At 72.3% G+C, this 24802-nt stretch carries 19 protein-coding genes; 8 read left to right on the top strand and 11 right to left on the bottom strand.

Annotated features, from left to right (window positions below):
• Positions 1–71: 71 nt before the first annotated feature.
• From FRAAL_RS14685 to hpnH, 8 genes are all read right to left on the bottom strand, one after another.
• Positions 72–1283, bottom strand: a complete 1212-nt coding sequence (locus tag FRAAL_RS14685) for an ABC transporter substrate-binding protein (RefSeq protein ID WP_231861653.1) — start codon at positions 1281–1283, stop codon at positions 72–74.
• A gap of 164 nt (positions 1284–1447) precedes the next feature.
• The gene (locus FRAAL_RS14680) at positions 1448–1678 is read right to left on the bottom strand and encodes a ferredoxin (RefSeq protein ID WP_011604511.1); all 231 of its coding nucleotides are present in this window, start codon (positions 1676–1678) and stop codon (positions 1448–1450) included.
• Positions 1675–2862, bottom strand: coding sequence for a cytochrome P450 (locus tag FRAAL_RS14675; protein ID WP_011604510.1), 1188 nt, complete (start codon positions 2860–2862; stop codon positions 1675–1677). Before FRAAL_RS14675 ends, FRAAL_RS14680 begins: the two co-directional genes overlap by 4 nt.
• Positions 2863–2927: 65 nt before the next feature.
• The gene (locus tag FRAAL_RS14670) at positions 2928–3722 is read right to left on the bottom strand and encodes an SDR family oxidoreductase (RefSeq protein WP_011604509.1); all 795 of its coding nucleotides are present in this window, start codon (positions 3720–3722) and stop codon (positions 2928–2930) included.
• A gap of 337 nt (positions 3723–4059) precedes the next feature.
• Positions 4060–5634: a class I adenylate-forming enzyme family protein gene (locus FRAAL_RS14665; protein WP_041940552.1), complete on the bottom strand. Its 1575-nt coding sequence runs from the start codon at positions 5632–5634 to the stop codon at positions 4060–4062.
• 42 nt (positions 5635–5676) lie between these two features.
• Positions 5677–6441 carry an ABC transporter ATP-binding protein gene (locus tag FRAAL_RS14660; RefSeq protein ID WP_011604507.1) on the bottom strand — a complete coding sequence of 255 codons (765 nt, stop codon included), beginning with the start codon at positions 6439–6441 and terminating at the stop codon, positions 5677–5679.
• A complete protein-coding gene (locus FRAAL_RS14655; RefSeq protein ID WP_041939333.1) occupies positions 6438–9395 on the bottom strand; it encodes a branched-chain amino acid ABC transporter permease/ATP-binding protein in 2958 nt (985 codons plus the stop codon). The genes FRAAL_RS14660 and FRAAL_RS14655 overlap by 4 nt, the downstream gene beginning before the upstream one ends.
• A 494-nt stretch (positions 9396–9889) precedes the next feature.
• Positions 9890–10891 carry an adenosyl-hopene transferase HpnH gene (hpnH, locus tag FRAAL_RS14650; RefSeq protein WP_011604505.1) on the bottom strand — a complete coding sequence of 334 codons (1002 nt, stop codon included), beginning with the start codon at positions 10889–10891 and terminating at the stop codon, positions 9890–9892.
• A gap of 421 nt (positions 10892–11312) precedes the next feature.
• Here hpnH and FRAAL_RS14645 point away from each other — a divergent pair, with 421 nt between their 5' ends.
• On the top strand, positions 11313–11918 hold the full coding sequence (locus FRAAL_RS14645) for a Maf family protein (protein WP_041940551.1): 606 nt from the start codon (positions 11313–11315) through the stop codon (positions 11916–11918).
• A gap of 5 nt (positions 11919–11923) precedes the next feature.
• Here the strand turns inward: FRAAL_RS14645 and FRAAL_RS14640 are convergent, their stop codons facing one another.
• The gene (locus FRAAL_RS14640) at positions 11924–13429 is read right to left on the bottom strand and encodes an MFS transporter (RefSeq protein ID WP_157892102.1); all 1506 of its coding nucleotides are present in this window, start codon (positions 13427–13429) and stop codon (positions 11924–11926) included.
• A gap of 171 nt (positions 13430–13600) precedes the next feature.
• Here FRAAL_RS14640 and FRAAL_RS14635 point away from each other — a divergent pair, with 171 nt between their 5' ends.
• The 3 genes from FRAAL_RS14635 (at position 13601) to FRAAL_RS14625 (ending at position 18420) form a co-directional block, all read left to right on the top strand.
• Positions 13601–14635, top strand: a complete 1035-nt coding sequence (locus FRAAL_RS14635) for an Lrp/AsnC family transcriptional regulator (protein ID WP_011604502.1) — start codon at positions 13601–13603, stop codon at positions 14633–14635.
• 117 nt (positions 14636–14752) lie between these two features.
• Positions 14753–16831 carry a PKD domain-containing protein gene (locus FRAAL_RS14630; protein ID WP_041939332.1) on the top strand — a complete coding sequence of 693 codons (2079 nt, stop codon included), beginning with the start codon at positions 14753–14755 and terminating at the stop codon, positions 16829–16831.
• Between the two features lie 536 nt (positions 16832–17367).
• Positions 17368–18420, top strand: a complete 1053-nt coding sequence (locus FRAAL_RS14625; RefSeq protein WP_157892355.1) for a phosphatidylinositol-specific phospholipase C — start codon at positions 17368–17370, stop codon at positions 18418–18420.
• Between the two features lie 51 nt (positions 18421–18471).
• Here FRAAL_RS14625 and cysE read toward each other — a convergent pair whose 3' ends face one another.
• Together cysE and cysK are read right to left on the bottom strand one after the other, a co-directional pair.
• Positions 18472–19218 carry a serine O-acetyltransferase gene (cysE, locus tag FRAAL_RS14620; RefSeq protein WP_011604498.1) on the bottom strand — a complete coding sequence of 249 codons (747 nt, stop codon included), beginning with the start codon at positions 19216–19218 and terminating at the stop codon, positions 18472–18474.
• Between the two features lie 3 nt (positions 19219–19221).
• Positions 19222–20154 carry a cysteine synthase A gene (cysK, locus tag FRAAL_RS14615; RefSeq protein WP_011604497.1) on the bottom strand — a complete coding sequence of 311 codons (933 nt, stop codon included), beginning with the start codon at positions 20152–20154 and terminating at the stop codon, positions 19222–19224.
• A 335-nt stretch (positions 20155–20489) separates the two neighbouring features.
• On the opposite strand from cysK, the gene FRAAL_RS14610 reads away from it, so the two are divergent.
• The 4 genes from FRAAL_RS14610 to FRAAL_RS14595 all read left to right on the top strand — a co-directional run bounded on the left by FRAAL_RS14610 (position 20490) and on the right by FRAAL_RS14595 (position 24756).
• Positions 20490–21230, top strand: a complete 741-nt coding sequence (locus tag FRAAL_RS14610; protein WP_041939331.1) for a (Fe-S)-binding protein — start codon at positions 20490–20492, stop codon at positions 21228–21230.
• 67 nt (positions 21231–21297) lie between these two features.
• Complete coding sequence (locus tag FRAAL_RS14605) at positions 21298–22878, top strand: lactate utilization protein B (protein WP_011604495.1); 1581 nt, start codon at positions 21298–21300, stop codon at positions 22876–22878.
• On the top strand, positions 22875–23696 hold the full coding sequence (locus FRAAL_RS14600) for a LutC/YkgG family protein (RefSeq protein WP_011604494.1): 822 nt from the start codon (positions 22875–22877) through the stop codon (positions 23694–23696). Before FRAAL_RS14605 ends, FRAAL_RS14600 begins: the two co-directional genes overlap by 4 nt.
• Positions 23697–24060: 364 nt before the next feature.
• Positions 24061–24756: an NAD(P)-dependent oxidoreductase gene (locus FRAAL_RS14595; RefSeq protein ID WP_041939330.1), complete on the top strand. Its 696-nt coding sequence runs from the start codon at positions 24061–24063 to the stop codon at positions 24754–24756.
• Positions 24757–24802: the final 46 nt, after the last annotated feature.

The raw sequence follows: 24802 nt of genomic DNA, 5'->3' as shown, positions 1-24802 counted from the left end.
GACCACGAGCCCGTGCCGGCGGGGCACTCCCCCGGCACGGGCTCGTCGCGGCCGCTACTCGACAGCAGCCGCTACTCGACGCAGATGGCGCCCGCGCCGTGGGGAGCGGTGAGCTTGCCGTTCTTGATCACGCCGTACCAGCCGCACGGAGTGGAGACCGCCGGCTTGTCCTTGGTGTAGGTCGTCGGCGGGATCAGCCCACCGAGGGTGTTCTTCGCCGGCAGGGCGTAGAGCCCGGTGTAGATGTCGGCGGAGGTCGGGCTGGGCCCGATCTTCGCGGCCGCCTTGCCGAACGTGACGCCCGCCGCCCACCCGGCGCTGGCGCTGGCGTTCAGCGGGGTGCTCGACTTGTAGGTCTTCATCGCCTGCAGGAAGTCGGCCGACTCCGGCGCGCCGCCGAACCAGTTGAACGAGTCGTTCGCGATGTAGGCGCCGTTGTAGTTGGCGTTGTCGAGCAGCTTGTCGAGGAAGCTCTGCCCCGGGGAGATCAGCTGCGGGCGGTAGTTCTGCTTCGCGCAGTCCGCGACGAAGCGCTCGCTGACCTCACCCGAGCTGTTGAGGATGATCGAGTCCACCCCGGCCGAGCGCATGTTGAGGCACTGGGAGGTGTAGTTGGGCGACGACGACGAGATCGCCAGGCCGGAGGCGAACTGCAGCCCGAGCTTCGTGGCGATGCCGCCGGCGAGCGTGAGTCCCTGCGCGCAGGCGGGGACCTCGGCGCAGACGACCATGCCGAGCTTCTTCTTACCGGCGATCTTGGCGGCGTTCACCTCGGACACGACGTAGTTGACGGCGGTGTCCGAGGTCGGGAAGAAGTTCGGGTCGGTCAGCCACAGCGCCGCGGTGGCGGATCCGCCGATCACCGGAATCTTCTTCTCGTCGATGTACTTCTGCCAGGCCGACTCCAGCCCGGACTCGTGCGTGCCGACGAGCGCGATCACGTGATCGTTCTCGACCATGCCCTTGACGGCGGCCAGGGACTTGGCCGGGTCGTTGGCGTCGTCGCGGACGACGACCTTGACCGGGTGCCCGTTGAGGCCGCCCCGGTCGTTGGTCCACTGCGCCCACGCCTGCACGGCGTCCGCCGTCGCCTTGGAGATCACGCCGGCGAAGCCGCTGAACTGGCCCACCGTGCCGATGACCAGCGGGCTGCCGGTCGGTGCCGGCGACTTCGGTGCCGCCGGGGCCGCCGAGGCGCCGCCCCCGGACCCGCCCGAGCTGCCACCGGAGCCGCCGGAGCTGCCGCACGCGGCGACCGCGAGGACGAGGGCCACGAGACACACGGCCGGTCGTAATATCTGGCGCTTCACACAGGTGCCCTTCTTCTTCAACGGGTTGTCGTATCCAGCGCCTCCCCCCACGCCGTCGGCACGAGGGGAGAAACAGAGGGATGCCGCGAACGGGAATCCTCACGGCCCGCGGGCGCCACCGGTCGGTCGCGACGCGGTCAGCCGCCGGTGGCGTCGGCGGTGCGCTCGGCGGCGGAGAGGGTGAGGGTGATCGCGCGTTCGGGGCAGGATCCGGCGGCTCGCCGGGCGTCCTGGACGCGGTCGGCGGCGATCGGGCCGTCGGCCGTCACCTGGCCGTAGCCCTCGTCGTCGTCCTGGAAGACGTCGGGGGCGAGCATGTAGCACAACCCGTGCCCGACGCACAGGTCACGGTCGATCGCGGCCCTCACCGCGACGCGCCCGGGGTCAGGACGAGCGGAAGGGCCTCCAGGCCGACGGTGCCGCGGGGGAACTTCACCGTCGGCGCGAACCCGGGCGCGATGTCGTAGTGCGGGATGAGGCGGTGCCACTCCTCGTAGACCAGGCGCATCTCGAGGCGGGCGAGGTGGGAGCCGAGGCAGCGGTGCACGCCGACGCCGAAGCTGGCGTGCGGGTTGTCGCCGCGGTGGAAGTCGACCCCGTACGGATCGGGGTAGCGCGCCTCGTCGCGGTTGCACGCGGCGATGTAGGCGGTGACCCGGGTGCCGGCGGGCAGCGTGCGGCCGCCGAGCTCGGTCTGCGCCGTGGTGATCCGCGGTACGAACGGCGCCGGCGGGTCGAGGCGGAGCAGCTCCTCCACGGCGGCGGGGACGAGGCCGGGATCGTCGACGATCTCCTGGCGGCGGTCGGGGTTGCGGGCGAGGCGCTCCATCCCGAAGCCCAGGGCGTCGGTCACCGTGTCCAGGCCGGCGAGGACGAACAGGAAGCACAGGCCGATCACCTCGGCGTCGGTGAGCGCGTCGTCGCCGTCGAGGCAGAGCAGCTCGCTGAGCACGTCCGGACCGGGAACGCCGCGGCGGGCGGCCACCAGCTCGGACAGGTAGGTGAACAGCTCGCCGGCGTGGCGCAGGTCGGCCTCGTCGGTGCTGATCGCCCCGGACGGGTCGCTCAACGCGAGGATCGCGTCCTTCCAGGCGACGAACTGGTCGCGCATGTCCAGCGGGAGACCGAAGAAGGTCAGGAAGGCCTGCACCGGGAAGACCGACGCGACGTCGGCCACGAAGTCGCATGCGCCGCGCGCCGGCAGCGGCGCGATGAGCTCGGCGAGCTGGCGGCGTAACTCCGGTTCCAACGGCCTGATGCTGCGCGGGCTGAAGAAGGGCTGCAGGATGTGCCGGTAACGGGCGTGCTCCGGCGGGTCGAACGCGATCGGGACCAGCGGGAGCGGGCTGCCGAGGCTGTCGAAGGCCTGCCGGGAGGAGAACACCGCCGGATTACGGAACGCGGCCTCGACGAGGGTGTGATCGGTGAGCGCGACGTCGGGTTCGAGCTGGACGATTCCCCCGCGTTCGCGGATGAGCCGCCACGCGGCGTCCCGGTCGTCGCGCACGGGCAGGTCCTCGAAGGTGAGGGGCTGGGCTTCTCCGGCCGACATGTGGCCTCCCTGGGTCCGTTGATCCGCTGGTCGCTGGTCCGTTGGTCGCTGGTCCGCCGGGGCGCTCAGAACGCCGAGCGCAGCGCTCCGCCGTCGACCGGGATGAGCTGCCCGGTGACGTAGCCGGCCCAGGCCGAGCAGAGGAAGGCCACCACGGCGGCGATCTCCTCCGGGCGGCCCGGGCGGCCGACGGGGATGCCGGTGCTGAACTGGGTCATCATGTCGGCGGGCGCGAGGCCGCGCTGCGCCCCGACGCCGCCGACGTAGTCCCACATGCGTTCGGTGGCGATGAAGCCGGTGCCGATGGTGTTGACGGTGACGCCGTCGCGGCCGAACTCGTTGGCCAGCGAGCGGTTGAGCGTCACCACCGACGCCCGCACGGTGTTGGCGAGGATGTGCTTGAGCTCGGGCGGCGGCTCCTTTGCCGCGCCCGAGCCGATGTTGACCAGCCGCCCCCAGCCGCGTTCCCGCATCGCGGGCGCGACCAGCCGGGTGAGGTGGACGACGCTGAGGGTCATCTCCCGGAAGGCGCGGGCGAAGTCGTCCCCGGTGAGGTCGAAGAAGTCCCCCGGGCCGGGGCCGTGGACGTTGCTGACGGCGATGTCCGGCGGCCCGAACTGCTCCCGGGCCTGCGCCACGACCCGCTCGATCTCCTCGCCGACGGTCATGTCCGCCGCCACGCCGTGCGCGACGCCGCCGTTCTTGCGGATCGTCTCCACGACCTCGCCGACCGCCTCGGCGCCGCGGGCGGTCACGACGACCCGCGCCCCCTCGGCCGCCAGCAGTTCGGCGACCGCGCGCCCGATGCCGCGGCTACCACCGGACACCACCGCGACGCGATCCGCGATCCCGAGATCCACTGCGACCTCCCCGGACGTCTACACGCTGCCAGATTCGTGAAGCATGCCACATCTCGCGGGGTGGGGAAACTTATACAGAGATGGGCATTTGAGTGCCCTTTTCCGATGACGTGTCCGTCAGATGACCCAGACCATCCGTCAGGTACGGCGCAGCGCGGTGGCGGCACAGTGCGGTGGCGGCACAGTGCGGTGGCGGCACAGTGCGGTGGCGGCACAGTGCGGTGGCGGCACAGTGCGGTGGCGGTGCAGTGCGGTGGCGGTGCAGTGCGGTGGCGGTGCAGTGCGGTGGCGGTGCAGTGCGGCGCCGACCCAGGCTCAGGCCGGCGCCGCACTCCCGTCAGGTGCCGGCCCCGGCGCGGGCGAGCAGCTCGCGGCGGACCGCCGCCTTGGAGATCTTGAGCATCGAACCCTGGGTGGGCAGCTCGTCGGTGAGCTCGAGCTGCTCGGGCAGCTTGTAGCGGCCCAGGCCCGCGGCGAGCAGGTGGCGTTGCATCTCGGCGAAGTCCAGGTCGGGCTGGCCGGGCACCCGCTCGACCACCGCGCAGACCCGCTCGCCGCGTTCGTCGTCGGGCAGGCCGACCACGGCGACCCGGGCGACCAGCGGGTGGGTGCCCAGCAGGTCCTCGACCTCCCGCGCGGAGATGTTCTCGCCCTTGCGGATGATGATGTCCTTGATCCGGCCGGTGAGCTTGATCCGCCCGTCCGGGCGGACCATCCCGAGGTCGCCGGTGCGTAACCAGCCGTCGACGAACGCCTGCGCGCTCTGCGCCGGATCCCGGTAGCCCTTGCACACCTGCGGGCCGCGGATCTGCAGCTCGCCCTCCTCCCCCGGATCGGCGACGGTGCCGTCGAGGCGGGCGGCTCGGATCTCGATGCCGCGCACGGGCGCCCCGTCGGTCCCCCGGCGCAGCTCGACGTCGTCGTCGGGGTAGCCGACGGCGATCATCGGAACCTCGGTCATCCCGTAGGCGGGGATGTAGGTCACCCCGAGCTCGGCGGTGATCTGGTCGAACATCGCCGGTGGGGTGGGGCCGGCGCCGCCGCCGAGCTGGCGCAGGTCCGGCAGCAGCCGGCCGGCCCCGCGCCGACGCTGCTCGCGCAGCAGCAGCTCGCCGAAGGCGACGCTGCCGCCGCACAGGTTCACCCGGTGCCGGCGGAACAGCTCCGCCAGAGACGACGGGTCGAACCGCTCCACCGACAGCGTGCGGATCCCGACGGAGAACATGAAGCAGAACAGGTTCGGCCCGCCGATGTGCGCGATGGCGAACTGCATCGCGAACACCGTGTCGGCGTCGAGCCGCATCCGCTCGGCGTAACCGCGCCCGCCCCACATCAGCGACTCGTCCGAGTGCAGCACGCCCTTGGGCTCGGACGTCGTGCCGCTGGTGTAGAAGGTCCAGCGGGCCTCGCGCGGATCGGTCGGCGGCGCCGGCAGGGTCGCCGGGTCGCCGTCGGGCAGGTCGTCGACCCCGACGACCACGATCCGCGGCCGGGGGGCGTCGGACCAGTCGAGCTCGGAGACCATCTCGACGTAGTCGAACCCGTTCCAGGTGCCGGGCAGCACGACCCACTCGGCGCCGGTCTGGCGCAGCGCGAAGCCGACCTCCCGGCCCCGCACCGCCGGGATCACCGGGTTCTGGTGGGCGCCGAGGCGAGCGAGCGCCAGGCACACCAGCAGGGTCTCGATCCTGGTCGGAAGCTGCCAGGTCACCCGGGATCCCGGGCCGATCCCGAGCTGGTGCAGACCCGCGGCCACCCGCTCGGCCCGGTCGCGGAACTCGCCGAAGGTGATCCGGCGGTCCCGCTCGTCGACGATCATCAACCGGTCCGGGGTGAGCCGTGCCCGCCGCTCGCACACCTCCCAGAAGGTGAGGTCGTCGATGGGTATCACGGCCGATGCGGACGTCGTCACGGCGGCCACTCCTCTCTCCCGTCAGTGCCGGGGTCCGCGCGGTCAGCCGCCGTGGTTCGGGTCGACGCCCAGGTAGTGCTCGAAGACCTCCTCGGCGACGTCCTCGGGACGCCCGTCGAACACGATCCGGCCCTTGGTCAGCACGCAGACCCGGTCGGCCGCGGCCAGGGCGCGGTGGACGTACTGCTCGACGAGCAGCAGCGACGTCCCGGCCTGGCGAATCCGGTCGAGGAACTCGTAGATCTGGTCGACGATCACCGGGGCGAGCCCCATCGACACCTCGTCGACCAGCACCACGGACGGTTCGTCGAGGTAGGCGCGCATCACCGCGAGCATCTGCTGCTGGCCGCCCGAGAGCTCCCCCGCCGGCTGGGACAGCTTGCTGCCGAGGATCGGGAAGTTCGCCACCGCGCGCTCGAGCGCGTCGTCGACGTTGCGCTTCCAGGTGTGCAGGACGAGGTTCTCCCGCACGGTCAGCGACGGGTAGACGCCGCGGCCCTCCGGGATGTGGCACAGCCCGCCCCGGGCCCGCTGGTAGGGCCGGGCCCGGGTGACGTCGCGCCCGTCGAGGATCACCTCGCCGCGGGTCGGGCGCAGCAGACCCGAGGCCACCCGCAGCAGCGTCGTCTTGCCCGCGCCGTTCGGCCCGAGCAGCGCGACGACGCTGCCGCGCGGCACGGTCAGCGAGACGTCGTGCAGCACGGCCGACGAGCCGTAGCCGGCGTCGAGCCCGCGGACCTCCAGCACCGGGGTCGCGGGAGCGGCGGCGGCGCCCTCGCCGCCCGGCCGGGTCTCGGTGACGGTCACGAACCCACCTCCTGGGACACGGTCTGGCGCGACGGCGCCGCGGGATCGGCCGGGCCCGTCTCGCCGGTCTGGTCGGACCCGCCGGGCGTCTCCGGCGTGTCGGACGCGTCGGACGCGTCGGACGCGTCGGCGGTGGCCGCCTCGGAGCCGAGGTAGGCGGCGCGCACGGCGTCGCTCGCGGCGACCTCGGCGGGAGTCCCCTCGAAGATCGGGACGCCGAAGTCGAGGACGTAGATGTAGTGGCAGACCTCCATGACCAGCGCCATGTCGTGCTCGATGAGCAGGACACCGACGTCGCCCTGGCGGATCACCTCGGCGAGTACCTCGCCGAAACGGGCCGTCTCCAGGCGGTTCAGGCCGGACGACGGCTCGTCGAGCAGGAGCATGTCGAACGGGCCGGCCAGGCAGCGGGCGAGCTCGACCAGCCGGCGCTCCCCGGTCGACAGGATGCCGACGGGCCGGTCCAGCAGGTCGGTGATCCCGCAGGTGGCAGCGGCGCGTTCCACCGCCTCGGCGACCACCCGGCGCTGCGCGCGGGTCCCGGCGAGGTGGCGCCAGGGCCGGACCCCGGCCATGGACGCCTCCCGGCCGAGCACGATGTTCTCCCGCACCGACATCGAGTCGAACAGTTCCATCCGTTGGAACGTCCGGCCGAGGCCGCCGCGGGCCCGCGCCGACGGTGGCAGCCGCGACACGTCGGAGCCGTGCAGCCGCACCCGCCCGCTGCTGGGGCGGACCAGGCCGCTGCACGCGTTGAACGTCGTCGTCTTGCCGGCGCCGTTGGGCCCGATCAGCCCGGTGACCCGGCCCTGGGGGGCGATCAGCGAGAAGCTGTCGACGGCGAGGTTGCCGCCGAAGCGGACGCTGACCTTCTCCACCTCGATGCCGCTGTCGGGCGCGGCGGCGACGGCGGCGGGCCGCTCGATCGAGATCGCCGCCACCTCGGCCGCCGCGGCCGCGTCGAGCGGCAGTGCGTCGACCGCCGGCACATCGACCGCCGGCACGCCCGCCGCCGGCGCGTCCGTGCCGGCCGCCGGCGTGGCGCCCGGCTCGCCGGCCGGTGCCGCCGTGACCGTCGCGGCCTCGGCTGGCCGGCCGCCGAGGCGGTCGGCCAGCCGGCGCAGCGCGACGTTGCGCGGCGGCCCCCCGCTCAGCGACACCGCGATGGCGGACACGCCGAACAGGAAGTTCAACCAGTTGGTGGTGTTCTCGTTGGTGATGTAGGCGCTGGGCAGGACCATGCCCGCCGCGGCGAGGAAGGCGTACCACGGCTCCCCGCCGAGGCTGATCACCAGGACGGCGAGGATCACCAGCGAGGAGAACGAGGAGAACGACGACCCGGTGACGGCCGAGACCGAGCCGCCGTAGAGGCCGCCGTAGATCGCGGCGACGAAGGCGGACAGGCAGAACACGAGCACCCGGGTGGTGTTCACGCTCGCGCCGTGGGTGGCCAGCGCCGTCGGCGAGTCGCTCAGGCCGCGCAGCAGCCGGCCGAGCCGGCTGCGGTGCACGCCCACCACCAGGGCGGCGACCAACGCGACGAAGATGAGGACGAGGTAGTAGTACCCGCGGTCGCTCTCGAAGGCCGACAGCCCGGGGCGGGGCACCCGCACACCCGAGGTGCTGGACCCGAAAAGGATCTTCAGCGGGTAGCCCATCTGCTCCAGCGCGATGCCGAAGCCGAAGGTGGCCAGGGCCAGGAACACCCCGGACAACCGGATCGCCGGGATCGCGATGACCGCACCGACGGGGATGGCGACGAGGCCCGCGAGCAGCAGCGCGACCAGCCAGGGCAGGCCGAGGCCGGTGGTGAAGTGCCCCATGGAGGCGGCGCCGATCGCGGCGAACGCGGCGTGGGCCAGCGACACCTGGCCCGAGGTGCGCACCAGCAGCCCGAGGGACAGGAAGAGGATGACCTTCAGCAGCGCGTCGGTGTAGGTCGGGATGCGCGAGCTGCCGACGAGGAACGGCACGGCGACGGCGAGGGCCGCGAGCACCACCGCGCCACTGACCTGGATACGGGCCGGGGCCCGCCAGGTGTCGGTGACCAGCAGGCGGGCCGACAGGCGCCGGTCGACCAGCCGCCGACGCGGGGTGAGCAGCAGGACCGCGAACAGCACGAGGAACGGAGTGCTCGGCGGCAGCCCGGTCAGCAGCGCGTTCGGGTGGGTGACCGCGCCGTACTTGGTCAGGATGGAGGCGAGCACGCCGACGACGAGGCCACCGGCGTAGGTCAGCGGCAGGCTGGAGAAGTAGCCGAGCGCGGCGGCGCCGAACGCCTGCACGACGAGCAGCGTCAGCAGCAGGGCGTCCAGGCTCAGGCTCGGGGCGAGCAGGACGCCGGCGAGGCAGGCGAACGTGCTGCCGATCACCCAGGACCAGCGGCGGACCGCCACCGGGTTGGTGCCGGCGGAGTCGAGCAGCTCCGGGTCGTCGACGACGCCGCGCATCGCCAGGCCCAGACGGGCGAAGCGGAAGAACAGGTACAGCCCCGCGGTGGCGATCAGCGCGATGGCCGTGATGATGATCTGGTCCCAGGTGACGACCGTCCCGGACAGCGTGAACGCCGAGCCGGTCGGCAGGAACGTCGGGAAGGTCTGGCTCTGGGCGCCGTAGCGGGCGGTGAAGAAGCCCTGGACGGCCAGGATGATGCCGATGGTTGCAACGATCTTGTAGACGACCCGGACTTCGGCGAGGCGGCGTGCCATCAACTCGAGCAGAAGTCCCAGGGCGGGTCCTACGACGCCGACGCTGAGCAGCGCGGCCAATCCCCAGGGGAGGCCATGTTGGACCCGTAAGAAGTAGAAGGTGTAGGCGGCGGTCGTGGCGACCGCCCCGTGCGCAAGGTTGAAGATCCCAGACGTCTTGTAGGTGAGCACCAGGCCCGTGGCCGCCAGTCCGTAGACGGAGCCGGAGACCAGGCCGATGATCACAAAAGGTAAGAGGTCGTTCATACGATCGGCCACCCCGCCGACCGGGAACGCGCACCTCGGAAGATCATTCCGACACTCCCGTCAGATTCTGCCTCAGACCGAACCCACCACAGGGGCCGGACGCACCCGCCCGGTCGGATGCCCGCCCGAACGGCCAGGCCGCCCACTCGATCGTGTGGCCGGAATCATACCGTCAGATTGTCTGCCGACCAGAGGCTTGGCGCGTTCTTCTGTTGCGACGGGTGTCCGACCTGCTCGCGGGGGCGTCGAGGTCCCGGGCGAGGGCCGCGTGGCGGCGGCGTGTCGGGCGTGTCGGGGCAGGTGACGAGGGAGTTAGAACTGCCGGTCGTTCGGCGTCGCCGCCCGACCGGACGGACCCCCGACGGCCCGGAGGCCGAGCCGCCGGGGGTGGGGACGGCGGGCTGCCCGGGGCGGGATACCGGGCCGTCCGCACCCGACTGCGATCAGCGCGCGGCGACGATCAGTCCGCGCCGACGATCAGCCTGCGGCGACGATCAGCGCGCGGCGGCGCGGATCGTCTCGCGCAGGGACCCCAGCGTCGCCGCCAGGGCCGTCGGCTCGTGGCCGCAGTGCGCCATGCAGTTCGCGCAGCGCGGGTCCTTGCCGCGGCCGTAGGAGTCCCAGTCGGTGGTGTCGAGCAGCTCCTGGTAGGACTCGGCGTAGCCGTCACCCATCAGGTAACAGGGCTTCTGCCAGCCGTACAGGGAGTAGGACGGAATTCCCCACGCCGTGCACGGAAAGTCGAGCTTGCCCTCAAGGAAGTCCAGGTAGAGCGGCGAGTGGTTGAGACGCCAGCCCTTCCGGCGGCCCTCCGCGAACGCCTTCTGGAAAAGCTCCCGCGTCTCCTGGACACCCAGGAAGTTCTCCTGGTCGGGGGCCTTCTCGTAGGCGTAGGCCGGGGAGAGCATCATCCCGTCGACATTGAGGTCGTTGTTGAGGAAGTTCAGGACGTCGATGACGTTCTGCGGGGTGTCGGTGTTGAAGAAGGTCGTGTTGGTGGTCACCCGGAAACCCCGCCGCTGGGCCTCCTTGATGTTGTCCACGGCCTGGGCGAAGACACCCTTCTTCGCCACGATCTCGTCGTGGCGTTCCTCCAGGCCGTCGATGTGCACGGCGAAGGACAGGTACGGCGACGGGGTGAGCTTGTCGATCTTCTTCGGGATGAGCAGCGCGTTCGTGCACAGGTACACGAACTTCTTCCGCTTGACCAGGCCCTCGACGATCTTCTCTACCTGCGGGTGCATCAGCGGCTCGCCACCCGCCAGGCACACCACGGGAGCGCCGCACTCGTCGACCGCGGCCAGCGCCTGCTCGACCGGCATGCGCTGTTTCAGCACGTCCGCCGGATGCTGGATCTTGCCGCAGCCCTCGCAGGCCAGATTGCACGCGAACAGCGGTTCCAGTTCGAGGGTGATGGGAAACTTCTCGCGGCGCAGAATCTTCTGCTTCGCGAGATAGGCTCCGACCCTGATCGCCTGGCGTGCTGGAATGGCCATTGTCACCCTCCTGGTGGTTGATCTCGATCTCGCCGGGTGGGTGGAGCAGTGCCCTACCGGATCCAGTCTAGGTCCACGATCCATCCGGTTCGGGGCCGAGTACCGGTGAGAGTTATGTAACCGGCGAGGTACCACCCAACCCATCCCGCCCATGCCCGAACGGGTAAATCGGCGAATAGCCCGGTCAGGACGCCCGCCGGTCCGCCGCATGCTCGTTCGGCCCCGCGTTCTACGCCTGGTCGAATGTGCTTGTCCTCGCACCGTGAAAGCTCGCGGCAGGATGACGCCGGCACATCCGGAACGCGGACACGCCCCACCGGCGGGGTGGCGTGTTCGCGGTGGACGCGGCCGATACAGCCGTGGCCGGGGTGAACCCTGGCCGGCGGGTGGGCGGTGGCCCGCGCTGGATTACGCTCCCCTTATGACGGCGAACCGGCGCATCGTGCTCGCTTCCGGGTCACCGCGGCGGCGCGAGCTGCTGGCCCGGCTCGGCGTGCCCTTCGAGGTGGTCGTCAGCGGCGTCGACGAGTCATCGGCGACCCCGACGGCCCCCGAGCTGACCGTCGAGCTCGCCGAGCGCAAGGCCCGCGCCGTCGCCGTGCTGCGCCCCGAGGACCTCATCCTCGGTAGCGACACCGTCGTCGAGGTCGACGGGCGGATCCTCGGCAAGCCCGCCTCCCCCGCCGAGGCCCTCGCCATGCTGCGCCGCCTGCGCGGGCGGACCCACCGGGTCGTCACCGGCGTCGTCGTCCTCGACGCGGCGAGTGGCACCCTCCATGGCCGCGCCGCCGTCACCGCGGTGACGATGCGCGACGTCCCCGACGCCGAGCTCACCGCCTACGTCGCCACCGGCGAGTCGATGGACGCCGCCGGCGCCTACGCCATCCAGGGCGGCGCCGCCGCGTTCGTCACCGCCGTCGACGGCGAGCTCGACACCGTCATCGGCCTGCCCACGGCCCTGGTTCGCGAGCTGCTCGCCACCGTCGGCATCGCCCTGCCCGTGGCTGCGGCCGACGCCGACCGCTGAGATCGTCAGCCCTGTCGGCGCGCGCTGACCGCCGACGCGGCGCCGCCCTCCGCGTCCACGTCCACGTCCACAGGCACGGTCACGTCCACAGGCACAGGCACGGGCACGGGCACGGGCACGGTCGTGCCCGTCGCCGGGTTCCGCCCGGCGTGGCCGGCGCGGCGGACGGTGGCCAGGACGATTGTGGCGCCGACCAGCGCCGCCACCGCCGCCCACAGCGCGACCCGGTCGATGCCGGCGGCGTAGCCCGCCCGGACCGACGGTGCCGAGCGCAGCCGGGCGGAGAAGACGCCGCCGAACAGCGCGATGCCCAGGGTCATGCCGAGTTGGCGGAAGGTGTTGACCGCCCCGCCGGCCATGCCGGCCTGCCGCGGCGGCACCGACTCGACCGCGGCGGAGACCAGCACCGGCGTGGTCAGGCCGACGCCGACGCCGACCACGGCGAGACCGGCGAACAGCGCGGACTGCCCCGACCCGGCGCCCACGAACAGCCGCAGCAGCGCCGAGCCCGCGGCGATGCAGAGCAGCCCCACCCCGATCGGCAGGCGCGGCGCGAACCGGTGGGTGTGCCGGCCCGCGGCGGCGGCGACCACGAATGCCGTGCCGGCCAGCGGCATCAGCGCCAGGCCGCCGCGCACGGGGCTGAGGCCGAGCACGTTCTGCAGCCACAGCGACACGTAGACCAGGCCACCGAAGGCCGCCAACTGGAACAGCAGCGCGCCGGTCAGCAGGCCGGCGAACGACGGCCGGCGCAGCAGCGCCAGGTCCAGCATGGGGCGGGCGACCAGCCGTTCGGCGACGAGGAAACCGACCGCGGCGAGCCCCGCGACGACGAACGCGGCCACGGCCAGCCGCTCGCCCCAGCCTCGTTCGCCGCCGCGGATCAGGGCGTAGGTCAGCGCGGCGGCGGCCAGGGTGAAGGCGGTCGCGCCGGGCAGGTCGAGGCGGCCGGCGCCGCGGGACCCGGCCGGCAGCACCCGCAGGGTCAGGATGATCGCGACGACCGCGATCGGCAGGTTCACCAGGAAGATCGCCTGCCAGCCGAAGCCCTCGGTGAGCAGTCCGCCGGCGATCGGCCCGGTCGCGGCGGCGGCGCCGTTGACCGCGCCCCACACGCCGAAGGCCACGCCGCGGTCCCGGCCGTGGTAGTTCGCGGAGACGAGCGCGGCCGACGTCGCGAACATCGCGGCGCCGCCGACGCCCTGCACGGCGCGGGCCGCGATGAGCACGGCGGCGTTCGGTGCGAGCGCGCAGGTCAGCGATGCCGCCGCGAAGACGGCGAGGCCGAGCAGGTACAGCCTGCGGTGGCCGAACAGGTCGGCCAGCGAGCCGACGGCCAGCAGCAGGGCGGCCAGCGCGAGGGCGTAGATGTCGATCACCCACTGCAGGGAGGTGAAGGACGCGTGCAGGTCGTCCGCCATCCGGGGCAGGGCGACGTTCACGATGGTGACGTCGACGAGCAGGATGAAGGCGCCCAGGCAGATCGCCGCGAGGGGCAGCCATTTGCGCATGTCGGGGAACTCCGTTTCCGAGGGCGAGAGGGGCGAGGGGGTTCCGGGGAACGAGGGGGTTCCGGGGAACGAAGGCGGGGTGATCCGTGGTGCCACCGTCTCCCCGGCCGGCTCGGCACCCCAGCCGTCGGTGCCACCGCGGCGGAATCCGACAGCGACTAGCCTCGCAGGGTGGATTCCGACGCAGCGTGGCCCTCGACAGGCGCCCTGGATCAGCTCGACCGGCGGATCATGCACGCCCTCCAGGTCGACGGCCGGGCACCGTTCGCGCGGATCGGCGAGGTGCTGGGCGTCTCCGACCAGACGGTGGCCCGCCGCTACGCCCGGCTGCGCGCCGCGGGGGCGCTGCGGGTGCTGGGCCTGGTCGACCCGTTGCACATCGGGCTGACCGCGTGGCTCGTGCGGGTGCGCTGCACCCCGGACGCGGCGGCGTCCGTCGGGGAGGCGCTGGCCCGGCGCACCGACACCCGCTGGGTGAGCCTGATCTCCGGCGGCACGGAGATCTCCTGCATCGTGCAGGGCGCCGCCCCCGGCCAGGACGACACGCTGCTGTTGCAGCAGCTCCCCCGCACCCCCCGGGTGGTGCAGGTGACCGCGCACGCGCTGCTGCACATCTTCTTCGGCCGCGACCTCAGCCCGCTGACCCGCACCGGCCCGCTCGGCCCGACCGAAACCGCGGCGCTCATCCCGCCCGACGCGCCGGCGCGCCGCCCGAGCGAGACCGCCGAGGACCCCGTCCGGCTCAGCCGTGACGATCAGCGACTGCTCGACGCGCTCGCCGTGGACGGCCGGACCTCGGCGGCCGAGCTGGCCACGGCCACCGGATGGTCGCAGACGACGGTGCGGCGCAGGCTGTCGGAGCTGCGGTCCTCCGGGGCGCTCTACTACGACCTGGACTTCGACCACGGCAGCCTGCTGGGGCACCTGCGGGCGTCGCTGTGGCTGGAGGTCGAGCCGGCCCGCCTCGCCGAGGTCGGGGCCGCGCTCGCCGAGCACGAACAGGTGGCCTTCGCCGGGGCGATCACCGGCACGGCGAACCTGTACGCCTCGGTCGTCTGCCGCGACGCCGGCGCGCTCTACCGCTACCTGACCGGCCCGATCGCCGCGCTTGCCGGCATCCGCCGCCTGGAGACCGCCCCCATCCACCGCACCCTCAAGGGCGCGGGCCCCCGCCACGTCACCGGCCGCACCCACCCGTCCGCCTGAGCTCCCCTCGCCTACCGGCCGCCAGTGAACAGCGTTGACTTGTGGCCTACGTCACTCTACTGTCGAGCCCTGATCAGGGTCGCCGATGTGGATGACTCAGGCGTGAAAGGACGTTCGATGACGCCGGTTGGACTCGACTCCTACGTTGTGACCGACAGCTTCTTCGGGGTGCCGTACATCGACGAGGACGAACAGCGCAGCGAGCCCGTCGAGCATCGCTATGTCCATGGCGGATTCGAGGGGACGAGCACCCGGTTCGCCATCTGCTACCCGCCGGCCGCCAGGTGGCAGGGCCGCCTTTTCCAGCCGCTGGAAGGCGCCAACGCCGGCCACGAGAACGTCAACACCGGCCCGCTCGGCCAGGTCACCGGTGGCCTGGAGATGATTTTCCGGATGGGCGGCTACGCCGTCGAGTCCAACATGGGGCACATCGGCGACGTCATGGATCCGAAGGCCGGCCCCGATCCGACGATCTACGGCTATCGGGCCGCCGCCGAGTCCGCCCGGTTCGCCAAGTTCGTCGCCGCCCAGATCTACGGCGCGCCCACCGCGTACGCCTACGTGTACGGCGGCAGCGGCGGCGCGCGGCGCTCGCCGCTGTGCCTGGCCTACGCGCCCGACGTGTGGGACGCGGCCCTGCCCTACATGGGCGACGCCCAGGACGGCGACTACGGCGACCTGCGACTGCTGCGCAACGGCACGCCCAACTTCAGTTCCATGTTCAACGTCCAGCGCGTCCTCGGTGAACGGATCAACGACGTCATCGACGCCATGTGGCCGGGTGGCAGCGGCGATCCGTACGCCGGCCTGAACACCCATCAACGCGAGGAACTCGCGAACGTCTACCGGATCGGCTACCCGCGCGGCGACGAGTCCTTCATCGCCCAGCCGATGGGCCAGATGTGGCTGTGGTCGTCGATGGCCACGCGGCTGCAGGCCGACTACCCGCACTACTGGGAGAACTTCTGGACCAGGCCCGGTCACGTCGGGTTCGACCAGCCCGAGCTCGTGCGGGACGATCTGATCGAGCTGGACACGACCGTGAAGCGGGTTCTCTACGCCAAGGACCTGCTCGAGGACCCGACCCTGCAGACGCCGGAGCTGGGTCAGGTGCGCGCGCTGGCGTCGCTGTTCGCCGCCATGAACAACATGTGGCACATCCCGATGGCGGTGCAGCTCGACGAGGCTCCCGACGGCTACATTCTCGGGGCGAGCGTCGAACTGACCAGCGGGGCGGCCGCCGGACGCATTCTCTACGTCCTCAACGGTCACCGGGACGTGCTGCTCGTCGACAGCGACGGCGAGGCCGCGAACCTGCGTTTCTCCGGCGTCGAGCCGGGCGACCGGATCCGGGTCGACAACCACGCCTTCCTCGCCTACTGCTACTACTACCGCCACCACATTCTCCCGTGGGAGCCGGAGTACGACTTCCTGCGCGTCGACGGCCAGCCCATCTACCAGCAGTACGAACTACCGGAGATGTCGCCGTTCATGGGCGTCAGGCACACCGGCCGGATCGAGGGCAAGCTGCTGTGGGTCCACCACACGCACGATTCCTCGCTGTGGCCGCCGCAGGGCCTGGGATTCAAGGCGAACATCGAACGCGAGTACGGCGTCGAGCTGGCCCGCACGAAGTTCCGCCTGCGCTGGACCGAGAACGCCGAGCACGTGCCGCCGAACATGGCCGCCTCGGTGCCGGGCCGGGCGAACACCACCTATCTGGTGGACTACCAGCCGATCATCGAGCAGTCCCTGGCCGACCTGGTCGACTGGGTGGAGAACGGCGTCGAACCGGTGGACACCGAGTACGACTACCGTGACGGCGCGATCGTCCTGCCGGCGACGGCCAAGGAGCGCCGCGGTATCCAGCCGGTCGTGTCGGTGACGGCGAACGGCGGCGCCCGGGCCGAGGTCGCGGTGGGCGAGCCGGTCACGCTGTCCGCCCACGCCGAGACGCCGCCCGGCGCCGGCAGCATCATCGGCATCCGGTGGGACTTCGACGGGCAGGGCACCTTCCCGCGCACGGAGGACCTCGACGGCTCGCCGGCCGAGGTGACCGTGACCACGACGCACGCCTACGACGCGCCCGGGACCTACTTCGCCACCGCCCTCGTCGAATCCCACCGCGACGGCGACGCCACCGCCACCTCGCGCCGCATCCCCAACCTGGCCTCGGCCCGCATCATCGTCCGCTAGCGGACCGGGCCCCTCCCGGACACAGCACCCCGCGTGCGTGGGAGCGGAGCCGGGCGGTTCTTCTGTAGGGACAAATCGGACGCCGAGCCCTACAGAAGTACCACGAAGGCGCTCTCCCACGCATCCGGGCGGGCTGGTGGTCGCCCGCCCCGCCGGTGGCACCGTGGTCACTGTTCCGGACAATTTCTGGGAAACAGCCTCGCCTGGCGCCGACGCGTCCCTAAGCTGTCGTTCCGGTAGATATCACCACTGGCCACCGCGTCGCAGCAGAACCGGCGGCAGATCGCGTCGATCTCCAGACTCCTCTTTCCGATCCGACGATTCTCCGCGAGCGCGCCGGGCCGGCCAGCTCGATTCCAGCTCCGGCGTTCCGCCGTTATCTCCGCTGTTCTTCCCGCCGGAAACCGTGCCACCCGGAAAGGCGCTGCCTGGAGGCAGGCGGCGCCGCAACAGTTCCACGGACTCCCCCACCAGACGGTCCCACCGAACTTCCCCACCAGAGTTCCATGACAGACTCCCCTGACCTGGAGATACCCATGGCAAGCGTGCACGACGACGCCGAAACGAAGCTCGCCGAGATCTCCACCGCGGCGGCGGACGGGCCCACCGACCTCCCGCCCGCCATGACACGTCCGGCCTTCACCGAAGCCGACCTGCGCCCGACCACGTCCCAGGCAGCGAGCTTCGCCGCCCTGCGGACCGAGCTCTCCGAAGCCGTCGGCCAGCGGCTGCTGCGCGCCCGCGCGAAGCCGACCGAGCTGCTCACCGGCAAGGACTGGATGTACTACCTGCCTGACGGCAACTCGATCGGGCGGGTCTCGATCCCCGGAACCCACGAGTCCTGCGCCCGGTACGGCAAGGGAAACATCTTCGTGCCCTGCCAGACGCTCGACGTCGCCGACCAGCTCGACCGGGGCTGCCGTTTCCTCGACATCCGGTGCCGGGTCGTCGGCAGCGGCTCGGACATGTCGTTCGCCATCCACCACGGCGCCTACTACCAGAACATCATGTTCGGTGACGTCCAGCAGAAGTGCGCGGACTTCCTCTACAGCCACCCGTCCGAGTTCATCCTGATGCGGGTGAAGCAGGAGTACTCCCACGAAAGCGACGAGGACTTCCGGGACATCTTCAAAAACAGGTACCTGCGGTCGTATTACTACACCGACGGCAGCATCCCGACGGTGGGCCAGGCCCGCGGGAAGATCGTGCTGCTCGGTGACGTGGCCGGCCTCGGCGGCATCAACTACGGCGGGTCCAACCTCGTCATCCAGGATGACTACAGCCAAGATGACCCGAACGTGAAGTTCGACGAGATCTGGGCCCAGGCGAACGCGTCGGTGGTCTACCGCCAGCCGGGCGACGACCGCCTCTACGTCAACTACGTGAGCGCGAACGACCCGCCGTGGATCGCGCCGGACGGCTACGCCGACCTCATCCAGCCGCCGCTCTACGACGCGATCTGGGGCAACATCGAGCAGTGGCGCACCGTGGGCCAGTTGGGCGTCATGCCGCTGGACTTCTTCGACTCCGACGGCGGCTGGAACGAGGGGCTGATCAGCGGAATCATCTACTGGAACTACAACTGGTAGCGCCAGCAGACTTCGCCCGCCAGCAGACGCCTAAATCACGCCGGCAGACGCCTAAATAGAGAAGTCCTCACCCTGCCAGACGCCGCCCCGGGGCAGCCGGATCGGCGGCCGCTCGCCAGCACCGTCGCTGGGCGCGGCAGCGCCCGCGCCGGCCGGGACGGCGGCACCGGCCGGGACGGCGGCGCCGGTGCGGGCCGCCTCGAGCCGATCGACGCGGGTGAGCAGCGACTGCAGGCTGATGCCGACCAGGTCGGGCATGCGGTCGTCGTGGGCGGGCTGCGGGCGGCTCGGGCTGATGACCTGGCCGGGGACGCCGACGACCACCGAGCCCGGCGGCACCGGGTGGACGACGACGGCGTTCGCGCCGATGCGGCTGTCGGCGCCGACGGTGAACGAGCCGAGCACCTTGGCGCCGGCGCCGATCACCACCCGGTCGCCGATCGTCGGGTGCCGCTTGGTGGCCTCCAGGCTGGTCCCGCCGAGGGTCACCCCGTGGTAGATCGTCACGTCGTCGCCGACCTCGGCGGTCTCGCCGATCACGACCCCGGTGGCGTGGTCGATGAACACGCCCTCGCCGATCCGGGCGGCGGGGTGGATGTCGACGCCGGTCAGGGTGCGGGTCATCTCGGCGCCGACCCGGCTGAGCAGCGGCAGCCGGTGCGTCCACAGCCAGTGGTTCACCCGGTGGCCCCACAGGGCGTGCACCCCGGGGTAGCACAGCGCGACTTCGAGGGAGGAGCGGGCGGCGGGGTCGCGGTCCCGCGCCGTACGCAGGTCTCGGCGCAGCGTCGCGAGCACGGCTCAGTCCTCCAGGCCGGCGAACAGCGGCGTGGACAGGTAGCGCTCGCCGAAGTCGGGCAGCACCACCACGATCAGCGTGCCGGCGTTCTCCGGCCGGGCCGCCACCGTCAGCGCGGCCGACACCGCGGCCCCGGCGGAGATGCCGACCAGCAGGCCCTCCTCGCGGGCGAGACGGCGGGCGAGGGTGAACGCGTCGTCGGCCTCCACCTGGATGACCTCGTCGACGAGGGTGGTGTCGAGCACGCCGGGCACGAAGCCGGCGCCGATGCCCTGGATCGGGTGCGGCCCCTTCACGCCCCCCGACAGCACCGGCGACGCCGCAGGCTCCACCGCGACGAACCGGGCCGACGGCCGGCGCGCCTTGACGACCTCGGCGACCCCGGTGATGGTCCCGCCGGTGCCGACGCCGGCGACGAGAAAGTCGATCGTCCCGTCGGTGTCGCGCCAGATCTCCTCGGCCGTCGTGGCCCGGTGGATCGCGGCGTTCGCCGGGTTCTCGAACTGCTGGGGCATGAAGTAGCGGGAGTCGCTCTTGGCGAGCTCCTCGGCCTTGGCGATGGCCCCGGCCATCCCCTCGGGGCCGGGGGTGAGCACCAGGTCGGCGCCGTAGGCACGCAGCAGCATCCGCCGCTCGACGCTCATCGTCTCGGGCATCGTCAGCACGCACCGGTAGCCGCGGGCCGCGCACACCATGGCCAGCGCGATGCCGGTGTTGCCGCTGGTGGGCTCCACGATGATGGTGTCCGGGCCGATCGCGCCGGCCTGCTCGGCGGCGTCGATGAGCGCCAGGCCCAGCCGGTCCTTCACGCTGTGCGCCGGGTTGAACGACTCCAGCTTCGCGACGACCTGGGCTCCGACCCCGTCGGTGACCCGGCGCAGCCGCACCAGCGGCGTGTTCCCGACCAGCCGCGTGATGTCCTCGGCGATCCTCATCGACGTTCTTCTCCTCGGTCGGCGCCCTTCTCGGTCACCGGGCCAGCGTATGTCCCGACTCCGGCGCGGAGCCGTTCATACGCAATCAGGCACCATCGGGCGCCGCGATCGCGGCGGCGGTGCCCGCCTCGGCGCCGGTGCAGCGCGGCGGGTTGCGCGATGGGCGGACGTCCGCGGTCCGGCCGGGATAGTTTCGAGCCCGTGGCGCGGGTCCGGGATCGAAGATGCGCGGGCGGGCGCGGTGCCGGGGCGCGGCGTCGAACGTCCGGGGGCCAGGTCGGGCCCGGGGGCCAGGTCGGGCCCGGATGCCAGGTCGGGCCCGGGGGCGAGGCCGGATGAGGATCGCGCTGTTCGTGACGTGCCTGGTCGACGCGCTGTTCCCCCGGGTCGGGCAGGCCACCACCGAGCTGCTCGAACGCCTCGGCCACGAGGTCGTCTTCCCCGCCGGGCAGACCTGCTGCGGGCAGATGCACACCAACACCGGCTACGCCCGTGAGGCGGTCGAGCTGGTCCGCCACCACGTCGACGTCTTCGCCGACGCCGACGTCGTCGTCACCCCGTCCGGCTCGTGCGCGGGTTCGGTACGTCACCAGCATGCCGCCCTCGCCCGTGACGCCGGGGACGACGCGCTCGCCCGCCGCGCCGAGGCGGTCGCGGCCCGCACGTACGAGCTGTCCGAGCTGCTCGTCGACGTGCTCGGCGTCTCCGACGTCGGCGCCTACTACCCGCACCGGGTCACCTACCATCCGACCTGCCACTCGCTGCGGTTGCTGCGGGTGGGCGACCGGCCGCTGCGGCTGCTGCGCCAGGTCGCCGGGATGACGCTGCTGGAGCTGCCGGAGGCGGAGACCTGCTGCGGGTTCGGCGGCACCTTCGCGGTGAAGAACGCGCCGACGTCGACGGCGATGCTCGCCGACAAGATGCGCCACGTCCTCGGCACCGGCGCGGAGGTGGCGACCGCCGGCGACGCGTCCTGCCTGATGCACATCGGTGGCGGCCTGACCCGGCTGCGGGCCGCCACCCGCACGGTGCACCTCGCCGAGATCCTCGCCAGCACCCAGGCGGCCGTCCGATGACGGCGACGCGCCACCCCGGCACCCCCGCGGCCGGCACCCAGGCGGCCGGCACCCAGGCGAGCGTGCGATGACGGCGACGTTCCTCGGGATCCCCGCGCCGCCCGGCGTCGGGCAGCTGCGTGGTGACCGGCCCTTCCCCGCCGCCGCGCGGGACGCGCTCGCCGACAGCCAGCTGCGCCGCAACCTCGGCCACGCCACCGGGGTCATCCGCGCCAAGCGGGCCACGGCGGTCGGCGAACTCGACGACTGGGAGCAGCTCCGCCTCGCCGGCGAGGCGATCAAACGGGCGACGATGGCCCGCCTCGACGAGCACCTGGTCCGGCTCGAGGCCGAGGTGAGCGCCCGCGGCGGGACGGTGCACTGGGCCCGCGACGCGAACGAGGCGAACGCGATCGTCACCGGGCTCGTCCAGGCCACCGGCGCAACCGAACTGGTCAAGGTCAAGTCGATGGCCACCCAGGAGGTCGGCCTGAACGCGGCGCTCGCCGACGCCGGCATCACCGCGCACGAGACCGACCTCGCCGAGCTGATCATCCAGCTCGGCGACGACGTGCCCAGCCACATCCTGGTCCCGGCGATCCACCGCAACCGCGCCGAGATCCGCGAGCTGTTCCTGCGCGAGATGCCCGGCGTCGACCCGTCGCTCACCGCCGAACCACGCCGTCTTGCGATGGCCGCCCGCGCCCACCTGCGCCGCACGTTCCTGCGGGCGAAGGTCGCCGTGTCGGGAGCGAACTTCGGCGTCGCCGAGACCGGCTCGCTGGTGGTGGTGGAGTCCGAGGGCAACGGGCGGATGTGCCTGACGTTGCCGGAGACGCTGATCACGGTGATGGGCATCGAGAAGGTCGTGCCGAGCTGGCGGGACCTGGAGGTGTTCCTGCAGCTGCTGCCGCGGTCGTCGACCGGCGAGCGGATGAACCCGTACACGTCGATCTGGACCGGCGTCACCCCCGGCGACGGGCCGAAGGCGTTTCACCTGGTCCTGCTCGACAACGGCCGCACCGCCGCCCTCGGCGACGCCGTCGGCCGCGACGCGCTGCACTGCATCCGCTGCTCGGCCTGCCTGAACGTCTGCCCCGTCTACGAACGCACCGGCGGCCACGCCTACGGCTCGATCTACCCCGGCCCCATCGGCGCCGTGCTGTCCCCGCAGCTCACCGGCATCCATACCGGCAGCGACGACAACGCCTCGCTGCCGTACGCCTCCAGCCTGTGCGGCGCCTGCTACGACGTCTGCCCGGTGCGCATCGACATCCCGTCGCTGCTGGTGCGCCTGCGCACCGCCCACGTCGACGCCGCCCGCGCCCGCCCGCTGCCCACCGCGGAGGCGCTCACCATGGCCGCCGCCGCCTGGGTGATGTCCTCCCCCACCCGCTTCGCCGCCGCCGAGACCGCCTCCCGCCTCGGCCGCCTGGCGGGCCGCGCCACCGGCCGGCTGTCCTCGCTGCCCCCGCCGCTGTCGGCGTGGACATCCAGCCGCGACGCGCCCCGGCCCCCCGAGGAGACCTTCCGCCAGTGGTGGTCCCGCACCCGCGGCGGCACACCTCATCCCGCGACACCGGCCGGTTCCGCGGAACCGCCCGGCTCGCCAGCGCCGCCCAGCTCGCCAGCGCCGCCCAGCTCGGCAGAGCCCGAAGGCTCGGCGTGAGCGCGCGCGAGGAGGTGCTGGCACGCATCCGGGCCGCGAACGCCCACGCGGGCGTCGGCCTCGGCGGCGAAGCCCGCGGACCAGGTGCGGACGACGATGGTGACCTCCCCCGCGACTACCACCGCGGCGACGGCCCAGCGCCCGGCAGCGCGCCGCTGCTCGATCTGCTGCGCCGCCGGCTCGTCGACTACCGGGCGTCCGTCGTCGACGCGGCCCCCGGCGGCGAGCCGGCCGCGATCCGCGCAGCCCTGGCCGCCGCCTCCGTCGGGCCCACGCCCGGTTCCGCGGAACACCCACCCCGCTCCGCCGAACACCCCCCACGCGGTTCCGCGGAACACTCACTCGCCTCGGCCGGACACCCACCCGGTTCCGCGGAACACCCGCCCGGTTCCGCGGGGCGGGGCGGCGGGGCGGTGCTCGTCCCACCTGGGCTGCCTGCGGGCTGGTGCCCGGACGGCGTCGTTGACGGCGGCTTCACCCCCGCCGAGCTCGACGGGTTCGCGGCGGTGGTCACCGCCTGCGCGGCGGCCTGCGCGCTGACCGGGACGATCGCCCTCGACGGCTCCCCCGACCAGGGCCGACGCGCGATCACCCTGGTGCCCGACGTCCATGTCTGCGTCGTCCGGGCCGACCAGGTCGTCCACGGCGTTCCCGAGCTGCTCGCCCGCCTGGACCCGACCCGCCCGATCACCCTCATCAGCGGCCCGTCGGCCACCAGCGACATCGAGTTCGACCGCGTCGAGGGCGTCCACGGCCCCCGCACCCTCGCCGTCATCCTTGTCGCCGACCCCGCTGTCCCATCCGCCCCAAGGGCCTGACGCCCCACCGCGCTCCACGACGCCGGCCTTACGCGCGCCCCTGCACTCCTCCTGCTTATCCAGAGGGTTCGGCGCCCGATTTATCCCTCCGGATACGCAGGAGTCGTCGCCGCGGTCGCCGGCCGAACCTTGGCCCTGGCCTCCGGCGTGACCGGGGTGAAGAGGTTGACGAGTTTGCCGTCGGGCTCACGGAACCGTCGACGTCGATGCGGCGAGTCCCACCTGACCAGGCGTTCGCCGAGACGCATCCGTGAGCCTGTCACACCGGACGGCCGGGACTCGACGTATGCGCAGGGTGCTGCGGCGCGGACGAATCAGACCGCGCCGCGACGCGAACGATTCCCACGCGAGAGGCCAGGCAGGTATGAGGATCGCGGTATTCGGGGCGAACGGGCCCACCGGGCGGCTGGTGGTGCGGCAGGCCCTCGACGCGGGCCATGAAATCGTCGCGGTCACGCGGCGGCCGACGGAGTTCCCGCTGGCCGGCGCGCGGCTCAGCGTCGTCGGGGCCGACGTGGCCGACGAGTCCGCCACCGCGCGCGCCGTCGACGGGGTCGACGCGGTGCTGAGCAGCATCGGGGTGCCGTTCGCGCGGGCGCCGATCACCGTCTACAGCACCGCTGCGACCACCCTCACGGCCGCGATGGCCCGGCTCGGCGTGAAGCGGCTGGCCGTGGTCAGCTCCACCGCCGTCGAACCCCACCCGCACGCCGAGGGCGGGTTCCTGCTCAACCGGGTCATGCAGCCGCTCATCGCCCGCACGATCGGCCGGAGCACCTACGCGGACATGCGGGCCATGGAGCAGATCGTGCGTGACAGCGGCCTGGAGTGGACGGTCATCCGTTCGTCCGGCCTGTTCGACGCCGACCACGTCTCGCCCTACGAGGTCAGCGACGGCCCGCTGGACGGCGTGTTCACCAGCCGCGCGGACCTCGCGCACTGCCTGCTGTCGCAGGCGTCCGAGGACCGGTTCGTCGGCCAGACGATCGAGATCACAACCAGCGAGGGCGCCCCGACCCTCCTCCAGGTCATCCGCCGCGAGGCCTTCGGCCGCAGCTGACCCGCCCACCCGCCGGCCCGACGCCGGCTCGGGCATCCCTGCTAAA

Origin of the sequence: Frankia alni ACN14a (assembly GCF_000058485.1) — a bacterium.
GTDB lineage: Bacteria > Actinomycetota > Actinomycetes > Frankiales > Frankiaceae > Frankia > Frankia alni.
This window is presented reverse-complemented; position numbering and strand designations above follow the sequence as displayed.

What these genes read in the sequence shown, in the direction of transcription:
- FRAAL_RS14645 (WP_041940551.1), top strand. Translation starts at nt 11,313, where the DNA reads ATGACGGCGAACCGGCGCATCGTGCTCGCTTCCGGGTCACCGCGGCGG.
- FRAAL_RS14595 (WP_041939330.1), top strand. Translation starts at nt 24,061, where the DNA reads ATGAGGATCGCGGTATTCGGGGCGAACGGGCCCACCGGGCGGCTGGTG.
- FRAAL_RS14630 (WP_041939332.1), top strand. Translation starts at nt 14,753, where the DNA reads ATGACGCCGGTTGGACTCGACTCCTACGTTGTGACCGACAGCTTCTTC.
- FRAAL_RS14625 (WP_157892355.1), top strand. Translation starts at nt 17,368, where the DNA reads ATGGCAAGCGTGCACGACGACGCCGAAACGAAGCTCGCCGAGATCTCC.
- hpnH (WP_011604505.1), bottom strand. Translation starts at nt 10,891, where the DNA reads ATGGCCATTCCAGCACGCCAGGCGATCAGGGTCGGAGCCTATCTCGCG.
- FRAAL_RS14610 (WP_041939331.1), top strand. Translation starts at nt 20,490, where the DNA reads ATGAGGATCGCGCTGTTCGTGACGTGCCTGGTCGACGCGCTGTTCCCC.
- FRAAL_RS14640 (WP_157892102.1), bottom strand. Translation starts at nt 13,429, where the DNA reads ATGCGCAAATGGCTGCCCCTCGCGGCGATCTGCCTGGGCGCCTTCATC.
- FRAAL_RS14675 (WP_011604510.1), bottom strand. Translation starts at nt 2,862, where the DNA reads ATGTCGGCCGGAGAAGCCCAGCCCCTCACCTTCGAGGACCTGCCCGTG.
- FRAAL_RS14605 (WP_011604495.1), top strand. Translation starts at nt 21,298, where the DNA reads ATGACGGCGACGTTCCTCGGGATCCCCGCGCCGCCCGGCGTCGGGCAG.
- FRAAL_RS14655 (WP_041939333.1), bottom strand. Translation starts at nt 9,395, where the DNA reads ATGAACGACCTCTTACCTTTTGTGATCATCGGCCTGGTCTCCGGCTCC.
- cysK (WP_011604497.1), bottom strand. Translation starts at nt 20,154, where the DNA reads ATGAGGATCGCCGAGGACATCACGCGGCTGGTCGGGAACACGCCGCTG.